Below are 18,326 nucleotides of genomic sequence, written 5' to 3'. Positions count from 1 at the left end.
CGGCTTAAGACCTTTTTGAAAAAAGGTCTTAAGAATCCCAAAAACTTTTATTAAGGCTTCGCCGCTGTATTAGTCAAATCGTACAGATGGAATCAGCTTCCGCATGCTTCCCGGTATGCACACCAATCACACATGTTGGAACGGATCGGTTTAAAGCTTTCCTCATGCAGCATGTTGTTGATGATCAGTTTGCTCAGGGCCGGGATTTTGGTTTCGATGATTTCCTCGCGTTCCTCATCGCCGGTCTTGGAATCGAACAGTCCTATTTCCCGTCCATCGGTGACCAGTTCCACCAGTGCGGCCTGCCTCGGCATTTCCCCGGAAGTGTGCTGGTCCATGAGCAGATAAAGGGGGAGTTGCAGGCTGTCCGCTGAGCCTTTGATCATCTCAAGAAACGGCGTTCCGTCATGATGGATCGCCTGCGGGTCTTCCAGCACCGGGCCCCAGATGTTTTCATCCTCCCAGAAAGATTTGCGGGGTAGGTGCAGCCGTCCGGTTTTGTAGTCCAGCACATAACGTTCCCCGGCCCGTTCATCCACCCGGTCCACGCGACCATGGATTTTGACCGTAAAGTCATCCAGCTGAAGATTGGCCTGTGAATCCGATTCCAGTTCCACGATCTTGGTCGGTTGCATGCTTTTCAGGAACAGGGCAAGTCTGTTTTTCCCGGCCTGTTCCAGCGATTTTTTTATGTCGTAGGCGAGATTAGGGTAGAGGGAATCCCGCTCCAGCCGGAGCATGAACAGATCCTGTAATTCCTGCGCGTCCAGATCTGTTCCGCTGATATCCTTATTAAGATGCGGCTCTAGAAAATCCTTGAGCACGGAATGAATCAGATCCCCGAATCCGGCGCGGTCGCCGTCTTGATCCACGGTTACGCTCTCGCGCACATTGGAAAGGTAGCGGAAAAAAAACAACTTCGGGCAACCCACGTAGCAATCTATTGCTGAAGGGGAGAGCCCTTTGAATTTTAGCAAGTTGTGCAGCTTTTCCTGCAACGGTTCTTTGGGGATGGCCGACGGAGCGTTGACAATGGCCCCTACCGGAAAATTAACCGCTTTGAGCGGGAATTCCTCGCCCGGGGTGATGATTTCCTTACGTTGCTGTTCCATCTCCCAGAGCAGTTGCTCCACAAATCTTGAGCGGATGGATTTGGAATCCAGCAACCCCGGTTGTACGCCGCTCTGGTAAAAAATGCAGGACTCCTCGCTGCCCATGATCAAGCGGTAAAAGTTGTAGGTGGCTACGGACTCCCTTTCCCGTGAATCGGGCAGGTCCAGCAGGTGGCGCAACTGGTCCGGCAGCAGGGGATCATAAGGATCGGTGCCGGGCAGTTTTTCATCCACGGTATCGAGGATGAAGGTGCGTTTGAAATTGAGAAGGCGGCTTTCCAGCATCCCCAGCACCTGCATGCCGGAAATGGGGTCCGGTTCGAATGATACTCTTTGTGACGAGAGCAATTGCCGGAAGATGGAAAAGCAGAGCGATTGTCCGAAGACCTCATTACTGATGGAGCTTTCACGCAGTTCCGGGATAACTTCATTCATGAGCCGGAATAAACATTCGGAGTCCAGCAGGTAGCGGTTCCAGAGTGTGCCGCCGCGCTGGCGCAGCATTTCAGCCATGGTCTGCAGACTGTCGGCCAGTTCGGAAAGGGTTTCAATATCCTTGAACCCGTCAATGCAGACCCGTACAGCCTCGGCGCGCAACTCTTCGGTAATTTCCGGGTTGTCCACCAGATTGCCGTTATCATCGCTGTAGACCGGGACGAAATCTTTAACGTCTGCGTAGGGCGCACCGTGGCGGAGCGCGTTTTCCCATTGGTGAAAGATGGTGCGTAAAGGCTGGTCGCCGTCCACTTCCAGCATTTTCAGGTACGGGTGGCGGATCAGCGCAAGAATATCTTTCCAGTAAAAATTATGACCGTTGCGGTTTTCCTGTAATTTAAGGACCGCTTCCAGCAGTCCGTTCAGGGCCGAGCGTTCCAGCGGATAGCCCATACTGATATTGATATCCTGTTCCGGCAGGTGGTGCATAACCGGAAGCAGCAGCGAAGTATCGGGCAGGACCACGGCGCAGCCTTCAACTTTTTGCGAGCAGAGTTCATCACGCATGGCACTGAGCTGGGAATGGCGGTCGAACCCTTCGAAGAATTTCAGTTCCGGCAGTTCGCAGCTGCCTTTGGCCGGATGGTCCGAGATGGCCTCGGCCTTCCAGTTCTGGAGCCATAAGCGGTGTTCGCGTACAGCAAAGTGCCCTTTGCGTCCTTCGGCAAGTCCGGGATCGCTGTGCCAGATGACCTGCAGCCCCAGATTTTCCCAGAGGTAGCGGAAGAACATATCTTCCACCCCGCTGACTCCGTAAAATCCGGCAAGGTAGAGCTTGCGATTTTTAAGAATTTCATCAAGGCCGCTGAAGTTCTCCACCAGCGTGCGGTTTTCAAGGCCCGATGTGGTCCAGCCGCGTTTTTCCAGCTCTTCCACGTAGCGCACAAAAATTATTTCCAGCTCTTCCAGCAGGGCGGCGGCCCATTCCAGAACTTCCCCCTGCAGCATGGTCAGGTTTCGCGGCTTGATGTCCTGGCGCAGCAGGTCTTCCAGCAGCGAGGCCAGCCGGGTGCCCCACGGGAAAAACATTTGCAGATCTGCGGGCATTTTGGAGAGCATGCCCGTGGATTCGCTACGCAGCTTCTCAATAATATCAAAGAGCAGCCCGACCTGATCCAGTTTGCCGATTTTGCGCGGGAACTCTGCGGTAAGTTTGGGGATGAGCGAGGATACAAAATCTGAAAAAGAAAATATTTCCGGCAGGATGCACGGTTTCGGCAGGCTTTCCGATGCCGCAAGGGCTTTCTTCAGGTAACGGGCCGGGCGGTGGTGCGGCACGATGACAGTAACTTTGCTCAAATCGCCGTCTGAGTCATTGATGATGGTGGAAGCAAGGTTTTCAATGAAATCTTCTTTCCATGAGATTATCTGAATAGGTTTGTTATTTGTCATAAAAAGATGCCTCCGGCGGCTCTGCCGAGGGCCTTAAACCCTTTTGGGAAAAGGGTTCAAGAATCCCAAAACTTTTTATTAGGGCTTTGCTGCTTTGCATTCTAGATAGCTACTTCTTTTGTAAATTTTCCATCGAGATAGACCAGCAGGCCGCGTAATTCTTTTGAATCTCCGTACATATCTCGCAGTAATTTCAAATATCTTTTGACCTGCTTCTCGTTTTCCGGGGAAGGCTGGCCTGTTTTGTATTCAACAACCAGAGCCCGTGCGTCTTCCAGAAGGAGCAGGTCCGCGCGATGGGTTTCGCCCTGCGCGTCCATGATGGCTACTTCCGGCCTGCCGCGCTCAATGGCGGCGCGTACATCCGGCACCGATAAGGCCCAGAGTCCCATGTTTGTTACTTCCGGGACCAGCACGTCTTCTTCCTTGGTCACTGCCGGGAATTTGGCAAATGCGGCTTCGGCACTGCGGAGGCAATCCGCCTCGTCATCCCCTGTAAGGATCAGGTTTTCCATGGCGTTGTGGGCCAGTTCCCCGCGCATGCGGGCATCGTAGGAGTAGTCTTCGAGGTTGTGGCGGTAGACGCGCAGCCTCGGCAGCCAGCCCATGAGTTCCGCTTCCGGGGCGGCGGAAGAATCTGTGGTGCAGAAGTCAGCACAGAGCTCAGCTGTGGGAATTTCCTGTTTCTTTGCTGGATCTTCGTTTAGGGCTGTTTCCGGTCTGATGCCGTATTCAAGCAGACCGAGATCATTAAATTTTCCTTCAAGGATTAACTCAATAGCCGTCATGGCCGGGCTGACTCCACGAGTTTTTTCCGAGGGCAGGAAACCGTACAACTCCTGTCCGGCGCGGGTCCAGGCCACATAGAGCAAATTGAGCTGCTCGCTGAACATGCGGGTCCGGTTTTCGTAATAAATATCGCCCAGTGAACTGGACATGGGGGTCAGCATGGTCTGCCCGTCAATTTCAATATCCGCCAGTGAACTGTCCGGGCCGGATACGGACCAGTTATGGAAAGGCACCACAATGACCGGGAATTCCAGACCCTTGGATTTATGGATGGTCATGATGCGTACCGCATTGACCGATTCCGGCAGGGGCACTTTTTCTTCAGCCGAGGAGAGTTCCCAGAAATCAAGGAAGGCCGCCAGCGAGGTGCCGCGTTTTTCCTCGGCAAGGTGGACCACCTCAAGGAAGCGGCGAATGTACAGTTCATCCTGCGGGTAGGTTTCGATGAGTTTGAAACGGCTGACCATTTCGCTGGCCAGATCGTAAGGGGTCATCAATCCTGATTTGCGCAGAAAGGGTGAAATATGTGTGGACCAGAAATCCGGGTATTTTTCGGAAAAGCGGCGATGCAGCGGGCCTTTGTCCCGTCCGGCCAACCATCTGAAAAGTTCATCGTGTTCAATTTCTGAAATGGTGCCGAAGATCTCCTGCCCGCAGATGAATTCCAGAAAGGCCAGATCGTCCTGCGGGTAATCGAGGAATTTCAGCAGGGAAACCATCTGGCGCACGATGGGATGGCGGTCAAGCTGCAGGCTGTTTTCGGTGATCACCGGGATGGAATTTTCCACCAGCCAGTCACAGACCAGTTGCGCATGCCCGTTAGAGCGGACCAGCACGCAGATATCGCGGTATTCGCGGCGGGGCAGCAGCTCTTCCATGAGCAGGTCGAAATTGCGGCGTGTTTCATCCACAATCTCGGCCGCGCTGGAGGCGAAAACACGTTGCAGCCGCACATAACCGCCTGCGCGGTCCTGATTCGGCGGCAAATCCTGCGATGCTTTATCAAATGAATGGGAAATTTTCTGGGCCAGTTCGATCTGCTGTTCTTCCGGGCCGTTGGGGTAGAGCTTTTCCGCAAGATCCATGGCCAGATCGTAATCCGCCAGCGCATCAAAGAAATCGTTATTGAAGCCGATAACATGTTCAAGGCTGCGCCAGTTGTAATCCAGATTTGCCGGGGTGAATTCGGAAAGTCCGCTAAGTTCCGGGTCCTGCCCCACTTCGTCGAAAAGTTCTGAGCGGCCCCCGCGCCAGCTGTAAATGGCTTGCTTCACATCACCCACGTAGAAGAGACTGCCCGCCTTGGACAGACACTCCACGGCCAGCGGAATCATGGCCTGCCACTGGGCGAGGCTGGTATCCTGAAATTCATCAACCAGCAGATGGTGCAAGCGCGAACCCATGCGGCAGAAAGCATCGGGCAGGGCACTGCCGCCTTGCAGCACGTAGCTGGCCACCTTGGGCAGATCCGCACTGAGCAGCATGCCGTTGCGGGTCTGGTATTCAATGATGTCCGCCCGGATTTCTTCCACAATGCGCACAAACGGGGCCAGCGCGTATGCCCCGCGCAGGATGGTGGCTTTATCGCGGTATATTTCGTGGGCTTGCTTCAGTTCGGCGTAGATTTTTTCATGATATGACCCGATATCGCCTTTGGATTTTTTATTAACGCAATCCTCGAAGCTGTCCTTGGCGACCATGGCTGAATCTTTGGGCAGATCCATGAATTCTATTTTGGCGGCGTGGGCCAGATACTTTTTCAGGTGTGCCGAGGCCGCCAGCTTGTCCGTATCAATGAGTGCTGAAAGATCGCGTACGGCTTTTTGGAATGCGTCAAATTCTATTTGCAGCAGTCCGGCAATTTCCTCCTGATCGGTGAGTCTTTCCGCCGGATGGTCGATAACATGGGTAAGGATGTCGAGCAGCCGCATGCGCATCTGTTCGGCCAGCCAGAACCCCTGCTTTTCTTCCTTAAGCACGAGGCTGTCCACGGCATCGTCCAGCAGTTCTTTGCGTTGCAGGTCGCCTTCTTCGCACTGGGCCAGAAATTTGTTGAAGTTGGGCTCGAAGAGTGCCTGCGGTTCAAAGAGCAGTTCGAATTCCGGATTAAGACCCAGTTCAAGGGCGAAAATGCGTACCAGCAGGTTCAGCAAACTGTCGATGGTACGGATGTTCAGCCTGTTATATCTTTGCAGGATGGGAGTGAGCTGCCGTTTGGCATCCAGCGGTTTCCAGTCCGCGCCGAGGCCGTCGCCTTCAATATCCAGAGCGCGGTTTTTAAGTGACCTGATCACGCGTTCTTTCATCTCCGCAGCCGCTTTATTGGTAAAGGTCACGGCCATGATTTCAGGCCAGCAGTAACCCTTGCCCTGCGAGCTTTTACATACCGGGACGGAATCCTCTTCCTGCGCCCCGGCCAAGAGGGATAAGAATCTGGCAGTAAGTTCGTAGGTCTTACCGGACCCGGCAGAAGCCTTAACTTGTTTTAGCATTTATTATTTGCCTCCGGCGGCTTAAACCCTTTTGCAAAAGGGTTTAAGAATCCCAAAACCTTTTATTAGGCTTCGCTGCTTTTACTCGATAAAAATGCAGTAATTTTATTTTCCATTACAATCATCAAAACAGCTGAAATAATCAAACCACTGCCGATGTATCCGGTCCAGTCGAAGCTTTCGTTCCACCAGAGCCATGCGAGGATGGCGGCGATTACCGGTTCGATGGTGGCGATGACTGCGGCTACAGTGGGCTCCAGCCATTTGAGGCCCGCGTAGTAGACGGAGTAGGCTCCGTAGGTGCAGATTACTGCCAGCGCGATGATGCTTCCCCACGAGGTTCCGGTCTTGGGCGTGAATTCAAAGAAGGGCAGCAGACAGAGCGCGCCGATGGGCAGGGCGTAAAGAAAGATGGTCGGCGTGGTGTAGCGGGCGAAGATGGTTTTGCCGTAGATGTAGTAGAGGGCGTAGGTAAACCCGGAAGTGAGCCCGAAAATGATACCCGGCCAGGTGAAGCTCATTTTAGTGCCGGTGCCGAAAATCTGGGGTCCCAGCGATACACAGGCCACTCCGAAGATGGTGATCAGCATGGCTGATATTTTTACCGGGGTCATTTTTTCGCCCAGCAGCAGCCAAGACATGAAGGCCACCCATGCCGGGGCGGTGTAGAGCAGAACCGAAGCCAGAGCCGCGCCTACGTCCTGTACCGCCAACTGGTAGGAACCGTAGAAGATGGTTACCCCCACGAAACCGAACCCGATGATCTGGGGCAGGTCCTTGATGTTGATTTTGACGGCCCGGATGCGGCAGGCGTGGACAGCAAAGAGTATCCATGCGAAAACCGCTCTCCAGAAGGCGTTTTCCAGCGGTGCAACTCCCTCTGCAATGGGGAATTTGGAAATGGGGCCGATCAGCCCCCACATAATCGCGGCACAGATGACGAAAATACAGCCTTTAATATTCACGGCAGATCCTGTTACACTGGGAAAAGGTTGATCAAGTCCGTTTGGCAGCTTAAAAATAGGTACGTGCTGTAAAAACGGCAGCTTAAATAAATTTTAATGCGTTCAGTGAGTTGTATGCTGTTTCCCTTGCAGCGTAAACCCTGTTGACCAGATTTGAACGGTAATCAGCTAACACAAACGGAAGATGAAAAATTGAACGAAATTGACAGACTGATTGCAGAAGAGAGCGATGAGGGCGTGCGCGTGGATAAATTCCTGCTCAAGCTGCTGCCTGAAAGTGGTCTGCGCGAACGCAGACGGCTGATTGAAAACGGCTTTGTGATGGTCAATGGGCGCAGCTGCCGTTCCGGCTTGAAGATGTTTCCTGGCGCGGAAGTTGTGTTGCTTGAGCCCGCTGAATTCTCTTGTACCGTGGATATTTTAGCGCGGGTGAAAGTGGTTCGGCAGGGTGAAGGTTTCGCTGCTGTTTTCAAGCCGGAAGGTCTGCATTCCGCTGCAATCGCCGGAAGTGTGGAATCCTCAGTGGAAGATTGCTTGCCCGGAATCTTCGCGGGGCAGGAGCCGATTCTCGCCAACAGGCTGGATTATCTTACTTCGGGAATGCTGCTGGTTGCCTTCGGAGTAGAGCGGGAAAATGAATTTCGCGCCTACGAGGACTGCGGCACAGTGGATAAAATTTATCATGCCAAAGTTTACGGCACTCCGGAAGAATCGTTTATCTGTAAAAATCTGCTTGATACCGCCGACCGCAAACGGACCAAAGTGCTTGACGAACAGGCACCGTCCGAACGTTGGAGTCGCGTTGAATTGCTGGAAAGTTATGAGGACGGAACATCCTTACTTGAAGTACGCATCGCCAAGGGTGCCCGCCACCAGATTCGCGCCCATCTCGCCCATGCGGGATTCCCAATCGTAGGTGATCCTGTTTACGGGCGCGATGATGGTGCGGATAGGATGTATCTTCATCACCGGGAGATTAAGTTTTCCGGGTTTGCGGCGGTTTGTGAGACGGGGTGGGAATAAAAAATCCCGCCCGGCTCAACAAGCCGGACGGGATTTCCATTCTTAATATTTTTCAATTCCTACGACAGCAACAACGCCTTCGCAAAATCCTCACCATTAAATGGACGTAAATCTTCCATTTTTTCACCCAGCCCGATGTGGGTGATGGGAATCTTGTGCTGCATGGTTACGGAGATCATGACTCCGCCTTTTGCGGTGCCGTCCAGCTTGGTCAGGATCAGTTCATCTACGCCGATTTCCTCGTTGAAGATTTTGGTCTGGGAGAGGGCGTTCTGTCCGGTGGTGGCGTCAATGACCAGTACACTGCGGTGCGGTGCTTCGTCATGCTTTTTGCCGAGGACCCTGCGGATTTTGTGCAGTTCTTCCATGAGGTTGGCTTTGTTGTGCAGACGTCCGGCAGTGTCGAGCAGCATGAGGTCGTAGCCGTTCTTTACTGCGTAGTCGATGGCTTCGAATGCTACGGCTGCGGGGTCGGAACCTTCGGCCTTGGCATAGAATCCGGCACCAACGCGGCGGGCCCAGACTTCCAGCTGGCCGATGGCGGCGGCGCGGAAAGTGTCACCGGCAACGATGAGCACCTTGCGACCCTGCATCTGGGCGCGGTGGGCCAGCTTGGCGATGGTGGTGGTTTTACCTACACCGTTCACGCCGATCATCATGACCACTTCCGGCGGGTTGAATGCCTTGATGCGTCTGGGAACCTTGAATATTTCGTCCAGTTCCTCGCGCAGCAGGTCTTTAAAATTCTCGGGATTGGTTTCCCCGGCCTTGCGGATGCGGTCTTTCATGCGTTCCACAAGTTCCATGGAAGCTTCATAACCCACGTCAGCCATGATCAGGATTTCTTCGAACTCTTCCCAGAAATCGTCATCAAAGGCGGTGTGGCTGGAAAGCATGGAGTCGATGCGCTTGGTGATCTGCTCGCGGGTCTTGTTCAGACCTTCGGAAAGCTTGATAAACAAACGGCTGCGCTCGTCTTCCTCATCCTCAAGCTCAAGGGCGAGGGCCAGACGGTACTGGAGTTCGGAGCGGAATTCTTCCACATACTCGTAGTCCATGTCTTCGAGCCAGTCCTTGAAGCGGCTGATGAAGTCTTCAGCTTCACTTTGCGGTGCTTCAAGTGCCTGCAGCAGAAAAGAGAGGCGATCCCAGAGATCGTCCCCGGCTTCTTCAATGTCTTCGAGGATCAGTCCCAGCCATACGGAAAGGCGCGGTTCGGCCTGCTGCAGTGCCTTGGTCAGGTCGATCTGCCATTGCGGCTTATCTTCAGCAGGGGCGGCTTCGGTCTCCATGACCGGCTCAAGGATAGTCGGTGCGCCGGGGCGAGCGGGTTTTTCCGCCACAGGTTCCGGCTCGGCTGCTGCCACCGGAGCTTCTTCGATTACTTCCGGGTCTGCAACAGGTTCCGGTTCCAGTTTAACTTCTGCCGCAGGAGCTTCTTCAACAACTTCCGGCTGAGTCTCAACGGCAGGTTTTTCAAATGAAATTTCAGGCTCTGCAACAGCTTCAGGCTCTGCAACAGCTTCGGGTTCTGCCGCAGGCTCTTCAACCACGGGTTTTTCCGCCGGGATTTCGGCTTTTTCTTCAATCGGTTCCGGAGCGGTTTCAAGCACAGGCTCCGGTTCGGGAGTCGGCTCCGGTTCGGGAACAGGTTCCGGTTCGGGAGCGGGTTCCGGCTCCGGTTCCGCCTTAACTTCCGGTTCTATCTCTTCCTGCGGCTCATAGTCATCACCGAGATAATCTTTAAGTGCTTGTTCAGCCCTGTCTTCCGGGCTGCTCCACATTTTTTTTACTTTAGAAAAGAATCCCATTGAAATCCCCTTTGCAGTCTATTTTGAACAGGCGAAGATAGCGCAGTAATCCCGGATGCGCAACTGTCCGGTTTTGACTGATCTCGCTGTCAGCATAACAGGTAAGTACTCTTTTCCGTTCGTCCAGTGGGGGACAGTTTTATGAACGGAAAAACCCCGTGCGCATATAACGCACGGGGTTGATGAGGCAGTTGTACACAGTGTAGGGGATTAGTCCACTTTGCTGTAAGCCTTGGGTGCTGCGCCGCAAATGGGGCATTTTTCAGTGGCTGCACCGTTCTGGGTGTGGCCGCATACGGAACAGATGTGGAAGTCTGCTTCCGCGAAAACATCGCCGTCAGCATTGAGAGCTTCAGTGTAAAGGTTGGCGTGGATTTTTTCCGCTTCGTTGGCAAATCCGAAGTAGCGCAGTACTGCGTTTTCGCCTTCAGCTTTCGCGTCTTCCATCATCTCAGGATACATGGATTCGTGCTCGTAGTTTTCTCCTTCGATGGCTGCTTTGAGGTTTTCCTCGGTAGAACCGATGCCTTTCATGAGGCGAAGATGTGCGTGGGCGTGGATGGTTTCAGCAGCTGCAGCAGCGCGGAAAAGCTTGGCTACGCCGGGCTTGCCTTCGGACTCAGCTTTTTCTGCGAAAGCGAGGTATTTACGGTTGGCCTGGGATTCACCTGCGAAAGCTGCTTTAAGGTTTTCAAGTGTTTTGGTCATTTTAATGTCTCCTTGCGATTGAATTTGAGTGTGAATTTATTTTTAAAAATCTTGTTCCCGTTTCGTTGAAATAATTAGTAACGATTCCTATTATGAAATGCAAGAGAAAAATGTAATTAATTTGAAAAAAGATTTTCGCTCATTCTCTGCTATATATATTAATGATGCATAAGTTGGTTGAAATTTACCCGTCTAGCGGCTACATCTTACGCGAAGCGCAATTATCTGCGCTAAACCGAGTGATTGGAGACAATTTATGAGAAGAACATGCGTGAAAGATATTTTGAATGCCGAGAGTGCTGCATCCGAGATTCTGCTTAAAGGCTGGGTCCGCACCAAGCGTGACAACAAAGGCTTTTCCTTTCTGGAAGTGAACGACGGTTCCTGCCTGAAGAACGTGCAGGTGATCATCGACCACACTCCGGAAATCGAGGCCGAGCTGGAGAAAATCTCCACCGGGGCATCAGTAGGTGTTGTCGGTGAACTGGTTGAATCTCCGGGTAAGGGGCAGAAGTGGGAAGTGCGCGGCAAGTCCATCGAGTTGATCGGCTTTGCCGACCCTGAAACTTTTCCGCTCCAGAAGAAACGCCATTCTGATGAATTCCTGCGTTCCATTGCCCATCTGCGTCCGCGCTCAAATAAATTCGGGGCCATGTTTCGCATCCGTTCCGAGCTTTCCTACGCCATTCATAAATTTTACCGCGATAAGGGATTCTTTTACGTACACACCCCGATCATTACCGGCTCCGACTGTGAAGGCGCGGGCGAAATGTTCCGGGTTACTTCCCTTGACAGCGAAGCCCTTTCTTCCATGAAAAAGGAAGATCAGGCAGCCAACGATTTCTTCGGCAAGGAAGCGCACCTTACTGTTTCCGGTCAGCTTGATGCTGAAATGTACGCTCTTTCCCTCGGACGGGTATACACTTTCGGTCCTACTTTCCGCGCTGAAAAATCAAATACTCCGCGCCACGCCGCCGAGTTCTGGATGATTGAACCCGAAGTTGCCTTCGCCGATCTGAATGACAACATGGATCTCGGCGAGGAAATGGTTAAATATCTCATCAACCATGTTCTTGAAAATTGTGCTGACGATATCGAGCTGTTTGCGAAATTCGTGGACAAAACTCTTATGGATACACTGCGCAATACTCTTGATAACGAGTTCGAACGCATCCGTTATGAAGACGCGGTGAACCTGCTCCAGCGTTGCAAAAAAGCCAAGAAATTCGAGTATTATCCTGAATACGGTCAGGATCTGCAGACCGAACACGAAAGGTATCTCACTGAGAAGCATTTTAAGAAGCCGGTTATCGTTTACGATTATCCCAAAGAAATTAAGCCGTTCTACATGCGTGTGAACGATGATGACAAGACCGTGGCCGCCATGGACCTGCTGGTTCCCAGAATCGGCGAGCTTGTCGGCGGCTCACAGCGTGAAGAAAGGTTCGATGTTCTGGAAGCAAGAATTGCTGAAACCGGAATGGATTCCGAAGATTACTGGTGGTATCTGGATACCCGCCGCTTTGGAACCGCACCCCACGCCGGATTCGGTATGGGCTTCGAACGTATGCTCATGCTGCTCACCGGAGTAACCAATATCCGCGACGTCATCCCCTTCCCCAGAACTCCCAAGAATCTTGAGTTCTAAATAATTATATAATCAAAGGGCCGTGCTGCACGGCCCTTTTTTTCTTTCCTATGCTGACAATTCCCCGTTTCATTCATAAATCCCCGGAGTTTGCCGATATCACTGCGAATGGAATTACCTTTGTGCAATTTCAGAGCAGAAAATCGAAACTCCGTCACGAAGTCTGTGTATCGCAGCATTCTCTTGTTTTTCTGCCGCAAGGGTTGCCACCTCATGTCCGAGATGATTCCGGAAGAGGGTGGAACGTTCGATACAGTCCTGTTCTTTTTTGATGATGCCATGCTTGCGGGTTTTGTTGAGCAGCTTCCGGTTGAACCGGGCGGATGTTTAGGGCTGGACCGTTCGGCTTTTACCATCCAATTAACTGAACAGATCAACATTTATCTCTCTTCCATGCTTTCATTATTCGATTCCCCGTTGGGCAAGAATAACGATTTTTTACGGCTGAAGGTGCAAGAACTGCTACATTATATATGTATAACTTCTGGAAATGAGGAGTTTGTCAGCTTTCTTATTTCCTGCAGGGACGGCAGCAGGGTGGATTTATCTGAGGTAATGGACCAGTATTTTAACAAGAATATAAGCCTCGAAACCATGGCCGAGCTTTCCGGACGCAGCCTTTCATCATTTAAGCGGGAATTCAAAAAGACATTTGATACCACCCCGGCCCGCTGGATTCGTGAGCGGCGTATGTCATGGGCGGAGCAGCTTATCCGCAATTCCGGTAAGAGTATTACCGAGATATCCTATGAATCGGGCTACGAAAGTCTTTCCCATTTCAGCACTCTTTTCCGTAAGAATTACGGAGTCACACCCCGCGAATATCGGTCTGAACTGAATTCAGCAAAATCTGGTCTTTAATCGCAAGTCCTGTCTGCTTCTTTACGCTAGCTTTCCTTCAAACAAAACAAGGAGAAAGTTTATGCGTAAATATTCAATCATCGCAATTTGTCTTTTAATGTTCCTGCAGCTTGCAGCCTGTTCAGCAAAAACAATCAAGGTTGAGGGGTTTTCTGCACCTGAAAGTGTGACCTCGGACGGAACATTTTTTTATGTTTCCAATGTGGGCGAAAAGCTGAAGCCTATGGATAAGGACGGTGACGGTTACATTTCCCGTCTTTCCGCAGACGGAAAGGTTCTTGACCGCAAATTCATTTCAGGTCTGAATGCTCCCAAGGGTCTGACGGTTTTAAACGGCGTCCTTTACATTAATGATATTGATCATCTTAAAGGTTACAGCGTGGCAGATGGAAAACAGGTGCTCGATCTTGATTTTTCCGCTCAGGGGACTTCGTTTCTGAACGGCATGACTGTCATTGGCGGTGGGAAGTTGCTGGTCTCCGCAATGGATACCGGTGCTCTTTTTGAAGTAGACCTTTCTGCTGGACCGGCATTTGTCAGACTTGAGTGCGACTCAGATCTTTTCGGGCCCAATGGTCTTTCTTATGATCCGGAAACCGGAACTGTATACCTTTGTTCATTCGGTAAGGATCATCAGCCGAACGGGATTGTGGGTAAAGGGCGCATTGATGGCGGTAAGTTCTACTTTGAAAGAACCAGCCTGCAGACCGGATTGTATGACGGTATGGTTTATCAGGATGGAAATATTATCTTCTCCGACTGGGTCGATTTTAAAAAAGAAGGTGTCCTGATCAAGCAGAATGTCAATTCCGGGGAGCTTTCCACACTTGATCTTGGAGAAAAAATCGGCGGTCCGGCTGATCTTTATCTGGATGAAAAGGGAAAGCGGTTGTGGATTCCCATGATGCTGGAAAACAAAGTTATGATTGTTAATTATTAATTCCGGCCGGGAAAGAAGTACGCCCCGCTTTTTCTGTGCATGAAAGCGGGGCGTTTTTTTGTCATTTTATTTAATTGGCATGCACAATATTGTTACCAGATGTTCCGGTTTAGTGTTTTGGGGGTCGTTCATATACTGTTCATAGCAAGGGGCTTCCGCATGGGCTTCGCCACTCTGCGGGAGCCATTCTTCATAGAATTTGAGCCATGATTCGCCGAGTTTTTCGTATGGGCCGAGATGAGTTGTTACAGCATATTTGCCGCCGGGGAAGTCCTTGAATTTTATTTCCGCAGGTGCGTCAACGGCACTTTCTAAAGTAATGCAGGCTTCAGAGCGCAGCTTTTCCGGGGCAACCTCACGGGGATCATCGTAATATACGCCGAAAAATTTGGTTTTCGGAGTGAAAATGCCGGCGGGACCTGCCCATCCGCAGAGTTTTTCCCATGCTTTTCCGACTTCTTCGTACGGACCGACGTGTTCAACATAAGCCATTTTTGCCGGATCAAGGGTCCAGATCTGTACATTCATTTTTGCTACTCCATGTTGTTTTTTATTAATAAATGGCCAGCCAGATTTCCGTGACCGCTTCTTCGGGCGGAACATCCGGTGGAACTTTTATGTATTTTTCAAAAGAAGGGACTGTGTTTTTTACCTGATGTCCGCTGCTTGGAAGCCATTTTCCGTAAAATTCTCTATAGGCAGTATGCAGCCCTTCGTAAGAACCATAGTGGGTGGTGACCGCAAACCTGCCGCCGGGAATGATCTGGAGTCCCATCTCCGGCGGTGTTTCAACTTCATTTTGGATTGTGAAGCAGGCATCGTAACGGATTTTTTCTTCCGGGGTGATGTCGGGGTCGTCATAGCTGAGGCCAAGGAATTCAGTCTCGTTGGTCATCAGGCCGTTGCCATAGCCCCATCCGCAGAGTTTTTCCCATGCTTTTTCCACTCCGAAATACGGCCCTACATGGCGGATAAATACAACCTGTGTTTCCTCGCGAGTGCGAATTTCCACTTTGCATTTGGCCGGGGAGTCATCCAGCTCAAACCCTTCAATACTCGGGTCCGGCCGATAATGGATTTTTCCATCGTTTCCGGGGCCGAGTATGGCCCGTGAGCTGTTCCTGAAATCGCTGGGCGGAACCAGAAATCTTTTCTTGAAAGCCCGGCTGAATGTTTCCGGGGATTCAAAGCCTGAATCAAGAGCAATATCCATGACGGAATCATCCGAGTAGCAGAGCCGGTACGCTGCACGTTCAAGACGCAAGCGGCGGACATGCTCCTTCAGGCTTTCACCGATCATTCCTTTGAAAATGCGGTGGAAGTGGGCCACGGAAAAACAGGCTTGTTCAGCCAGTGTTTCCGGGGAGAGGTCGCCGTCCAGATTGCGCTGGATGTAGAGCAGGACTTCCATCATCCTTTCATTATATGGTTGAAGCAGTGTGGACATTTATTTTCCTCAATGTTTTGCTGTGTTGAGTTTTATTAAACACATTCTCGCTGATTCGGCATGACCTTTTTTATCATCCGGGGAAATTTTTAAAAATAAATTTGCGGTGTTTGAAAACGATAACGGTTGCTGATCAGCAAACTCTTGGTTTAGAATAGCAGTATGAATAAGTTAAGCCTAGCCGTGATATTGTGTGTCGCTGTATGTATTGCAAGTGCCTGTACCCCGATTAAGCAGTTTGTTGGCAATCCCTGTGTCAGCAATGCCACGAGCACTATGCAGCGCATTGTGGATTCATCTGCCTGTGCGCTTAATCAGATGCGTGCTAAGGAGTTCGGTCCGCATATTGATGCCTTGCTGCATGACGCACGGGCAGTGTTTATTTTTCCTGATGTATACAAAGCAGCGTTCATGATCGGGGCGGAGGTCGGTCCCGGAGTGCTTTGCGCCAAGGATGATACCGGATTCTGGAACGGTCCGGCGTTTTACAATATGGCCGGGGTGGATATCGGTTTGCAGGGCGGTGTGGAAGGTAAGACCCTGCTGGTTTTTCTTATGGATGATCAGGCTCTGGAAGATGCTCTCGGCGGGAAGATAGATCTTTCCCTCGGTGCGGATCTCGCAGTGGGACATGCCTCAGACCGCAGCAACCGGGGAACTTTTGATGCAGAAGGAAACATTCTCATGCTTGTGGATCAGGCTGGTGCATACGGAGGTATGACCTACCGCACCGGGGCGTTCATGGTCAGCAAGGATTTCAACAAACGGTATTACGGTGAAAAAGTCGGTGTGCGCGATCTGCTCATGACTCATAAATATGATAAGCCCGAGGCGGACGTTCTGCTTATGACTCTGGCCGGTGCATACTAATTTTTTCCCAGCTTGGCGTTGATCCTTTTTCTTTCGCGGGTGTAGCGGAGCAGGTCTTCGCAGATAAATTGTGCGCCGTGGTAGAAGGCAAAGAACTGGATCATTTTTTGTAAATAGAATCGCCGTGTGGCTCCTTCATTGCGCAGGTTTTCCAGTTTTTTCTGGGAGGCGACAAGGGCGTCGTGCAGCGATTGCTCATCCGGAATTCGTTTGGAGCCGATGTCGCGCATGGCCTGAGCCGTAACTTTTGCCAGCTGGCGCAGTTCATCTTCCATTATAATATGATAGCCTTCACCATGAACATGGTTCAGGGCATGGAGCATGGCCCGCAGATGCGAGGCACATTTTTCGAGGATTTCTACTTTCATGCCCAGCAGCTGGGTGTCTTCTATATATATGAAACGTTCGAGACGGATTACTTTGGCGTAAATTTCCCTGTTCTTGGTCATCCTGCTGTTGAATGCTTCCAGCGCACTGGGGATCAGGCTGCTCTGTTTGTCCAAGAAACTGTCCATCAGGGTTTCATAGTTTGCAGCGCATTCCTCAAATTGTTTAAAGAGGTCGTTTTTCAGGGATTCCGAGGCGCGCATGGGCCAAACCGCAATACTGGTTACAAAGGCACTGCCGACGCCGATGCCGATTTCAAGCACCCGGAAGAGTCCGAATTCAACCCGGTTCGGTTCACCGAGGCTGGCCAGAGTTACAATAGTGGTCGTGATGGCGGCCATTTTGTAGCGGCTGTTGTATTTGGTCATGTATGCGCAGAAGCCTACTGAAAGAAAGAGCGCGAGAATGGTCATCTGCGGAGTCTGGGGAAAAACCAGAATACAGAGTACGCCGATGAATGCTCCGATGGCGGTGCCGGAAAAGCGGTACCAGCACATCTTGATGGAGTCCGCGACGTTGACCTGCATGACAATTACAGCCGAAAGGGCGGCCCAGTAACCGAATTTCAAGTTGCATAAGTCCGCGGCGATGTAGGCAAGGACAGCGGCAATTCCGGTTTTTAGACCATGAATGATGTGGGCTTTGTGGGAGTTTAGGGCAGCGATGTTCATAGTATGTTCAGCAAGCCTGACAGGTTAGAAGTTTTAAGGTCCGTATGTAATATGTATATCATACGTAGGTTGGCAATAGGCTGCAGCTAAATTATCAAATATATACCCCAGTTCCCGCCAACCCGCACCACTAAGCCATCCTCTCAACTAACTTGCCAGATATATAAACAATAATTCAAAAACCTGTTGACGGAAGCACTGCTTTTCCATAGAACCACTCTTCTCGACGCAGCAACGGCTGAGAGCCACGAGCGAGGTCGAGATTTTTTATTGCCTGACCGGGCAAAAAACGGTTGACAAGTTTAGGCGGATCACATAGTTTCCGTCTCCGCACTGAGCGAAAGCAAAGTGCTTAGATCTTTGAAGAAAGTTTGAGATTCAAAACGCAGCAGCTGCGAGTTGCAACGACAGTTCCGGAGAGCGGGTATTCTGAACGAAACCTACCGGAGTGAGCGCGGGGCAGAGCGAAGCATACTGAAAAGTTTTGGGATTCTTAAACCCTTTTTCAAAAGGGTTTAAGGCCTCCGGCAGGATCGCCGAAGGCATCTTAAAAAACTTTCAAAAAGAGATTGACAAGCGGCGGGTGATTCTCTAGATTGCCCAACGCACCGAGTGAGAGCGAAGTGATTCGAACTTCTCGGGATCATTGAAAAAACAAATTTCAGAAAGTTGTTGACAGCGGACGCGAACTTAACTAAGTTTCACCTCCGCGCCG

At 51.2% G+C, this 18,326-nt stretch carries 13 protein-coding genes; 5 read left to right on the top strand and 8 right to left on the bottom strand.

Annotated features, from left to right (window positions below; genetic code table 11):
• Window positions 1–92: 92 nt before the first annotated feature.
• The 3 genes from FMR86_RS02350 to FMR86_RS02340 form a co-directional block, all read right to left on the bottom strand.
• On the bottom strand, window positions 93–2,999 hold the full coding sequence (locus tag FMR86_RS02350) for a PD-(D/E)XK nuclease family protein (protein WP_163349476.1): 2,907 nt from the start codon (window positions 2,997–2,999) through the stop codon (window positions 93–95).
• Window positions 3,000–3,100: 101 nt separating this feature from the next.
• A complete protein-coding gene (locus tag FMR86_RS02345; protein WP_163349475.1) occupies window positions 3,101–6,280 on the bottom strand; it encodes an exodeoxyribonuclease V subunit beta in 3,180 nt (1,059 codons plus the stop codon).
• A gap of 65 nt (window positions 6,281–6,345) precedes the next feature.
• Entirely contained in the window at window positions 6,346–7,245 is a 900-nt protein-coding gene (locus FMR86_RS02340) for an EamA family transporter (RefSeq protein ID WP_163349474.1), read from the bottom strand.
• Between the two features lie 192 nt (window positions 7,246–7,437).
• On the opposite strand from FMR86_RS02340, the gene FMR86_RS02335 reads away from it, so the two are divergent.
• Window positions 7,438–8,268, top strand: coding sequence for an RluA family pseudouridine synthase (locus tag FMR86_RS02335; RefSeq protein ID WP_239057119.1), 831 nt, complete (start codon window positions 7,438–7,440; stop codon window positions 8,266–8,268).
• A gap of 59 nt (window positions 8,269–8,327) precedes the next feature.
• Here FMR86_RS02335 and ftsY read toward each other — a convergent pair whose 3' ends face one another.
• Complete coding sequence (ftsY, locus tag FMR86_RS02330; protein WP_163349472.1) at window positions 8,328–10,079, bottom strand: signal recognition particle-docking protein FtsY; 1,752 nt, start codon at window positions 10,077–10,079, stop codon at window positions 8,328–8,330.
• 210 nt (window positions 10,080–10,289) lie between these two features.
• The gene (locus tag FMR86_RS02325) at window positions 10,290–10,787 is read right to left on the bottom strand and encodes a rubrerythrin family protein (protein WP_163349471.1); all 498 of its coding nucleotides are present in this window, start codon (window positions 10,785–10,787) and stop codon (window positions 10,290–10,292) included.
• 256 nt (window positions 10,788–11,043) lie between these two features.
• Here FMR86_RS02325 and asnS point away from each other — a divergent pair, with 256 nt between their 5' ends.
• The 3 genes from asnS to FMR86_RS02310 all read left to right on the top strand — a co-directional run bounded on the left by asnS (window position 11,044) and on the right by FMR86_RS02310 (window position 14,236).
• Window positions 11,044–12,435 (top strand): asparagine--tRNA ligase, encoded by a 1,392-nt coding sequence (gene asnS, locus FMR86_RS02320; protein WP_163349470.1) that lies wholly within the window; start codon window positions 11,044–11,046, stop codon window positions 12,433–12,435.
• 108 nt (window positions 12,436–12,543) lie between these two features.
• Window positions 12,544–13,296, top strand: coding sequence for a helix-turn-helix transcriptional regulator (locus FMR86_RS02315; protein ID WP_373682443.1), 753 nt, complete (start codon window positions 12,544–12,546; stop codon window positions 13,294–13,296).
• 61 nt (window positions 13,297–13,357) lie between these two features.
• Window positions 13,358–14,236, top strand: a complete 879-nt coding sequence (locus FMR86_RS02310) for a hypothetical protein (protein ID WP_163349468.1) — start codon at window positions 13,358–13,360, stop codon at window positions 14,234–14,236.
• A 66-nt stretch (window positions 14,237–14,302) separates the two neighbouring features.
• Here the strand turns inward: FMR86_RS02310 and FMR86_RS02305 are convergent, their stop codons facing one another.
• Together FMR86_RS02305 and FMR86_RS02300 are read right to left on the bottom strand one after the other, a co-directional pair.
• Complete coding sequence (locus FMR86_RS02305; protein ID WP_163349467.1) at window positions 14,303–14,764, bottom strand: GyrI-like domain-containing protein; 462 nt, start codon at window positions 14,762–14,764, stop codon at window positions 14,303–14,305.
• A gap of 25 nt (window positions 14,765–14,789) precedes the next feature.
• Window positions 14,790–15,683, bottom strand: a complete 894-nt coding sequence (locus tag FMR86_RS02300) for a GyrI-like domain-containing protein (protein WP_163349466.1) — start codon at window positions 15,681–15,683, stop codon at window positions 14,790–14,792.
• Between the two features lie 162 nt (window positions 15,684–15,845).
• On the opposite strand from FMR86_RS02300, the gene FMR86_RS02295 reads away from it, so the two are divergent.
• Complete coding sequence (locus FMR86_RS02295) at window positions 15,846–16,553, top strand: lipid-binding SYLF domain-containing protein (protein ID WP_163349465.1); 708 nt, start codon at window positions 15,846–15,848, stop codon at window positions 16,551–16,553.
• Here FMR86_RS02295 and FMR86_RS02290 read toward each other — a convergent pair.
• Entirely contained in the window at window positions 16,550–17,611 is a 1,062-nt protein-coding gene (locus tag FMR86_RS02290) for an FUSC family protein (RefSeq protein WP_163349464.1), read from the bottom strand. The two genes, FMR86_RS02295 and FMR86_RS02290, sit on opposite strands and share 4 nt — an antisense overlap.
• Between the last annotated feature and the right edge of the window lie 715 nt (window positions 17,612–18,326).

It is taken from the genome of Desulfovibrio sp. JC010 (assembly GCF_010470675.1).
GTDB lineage: Bacteria > Desulfobacterota > Desulfovibrionia > Desulfovibrionales > Desulfovibrionaceae > Maridesulfovibrio.
Note: the sequence above shows the minus strand (reverse complement) of the source record. Positions and strands in the feature narration are given on the sequence as shown.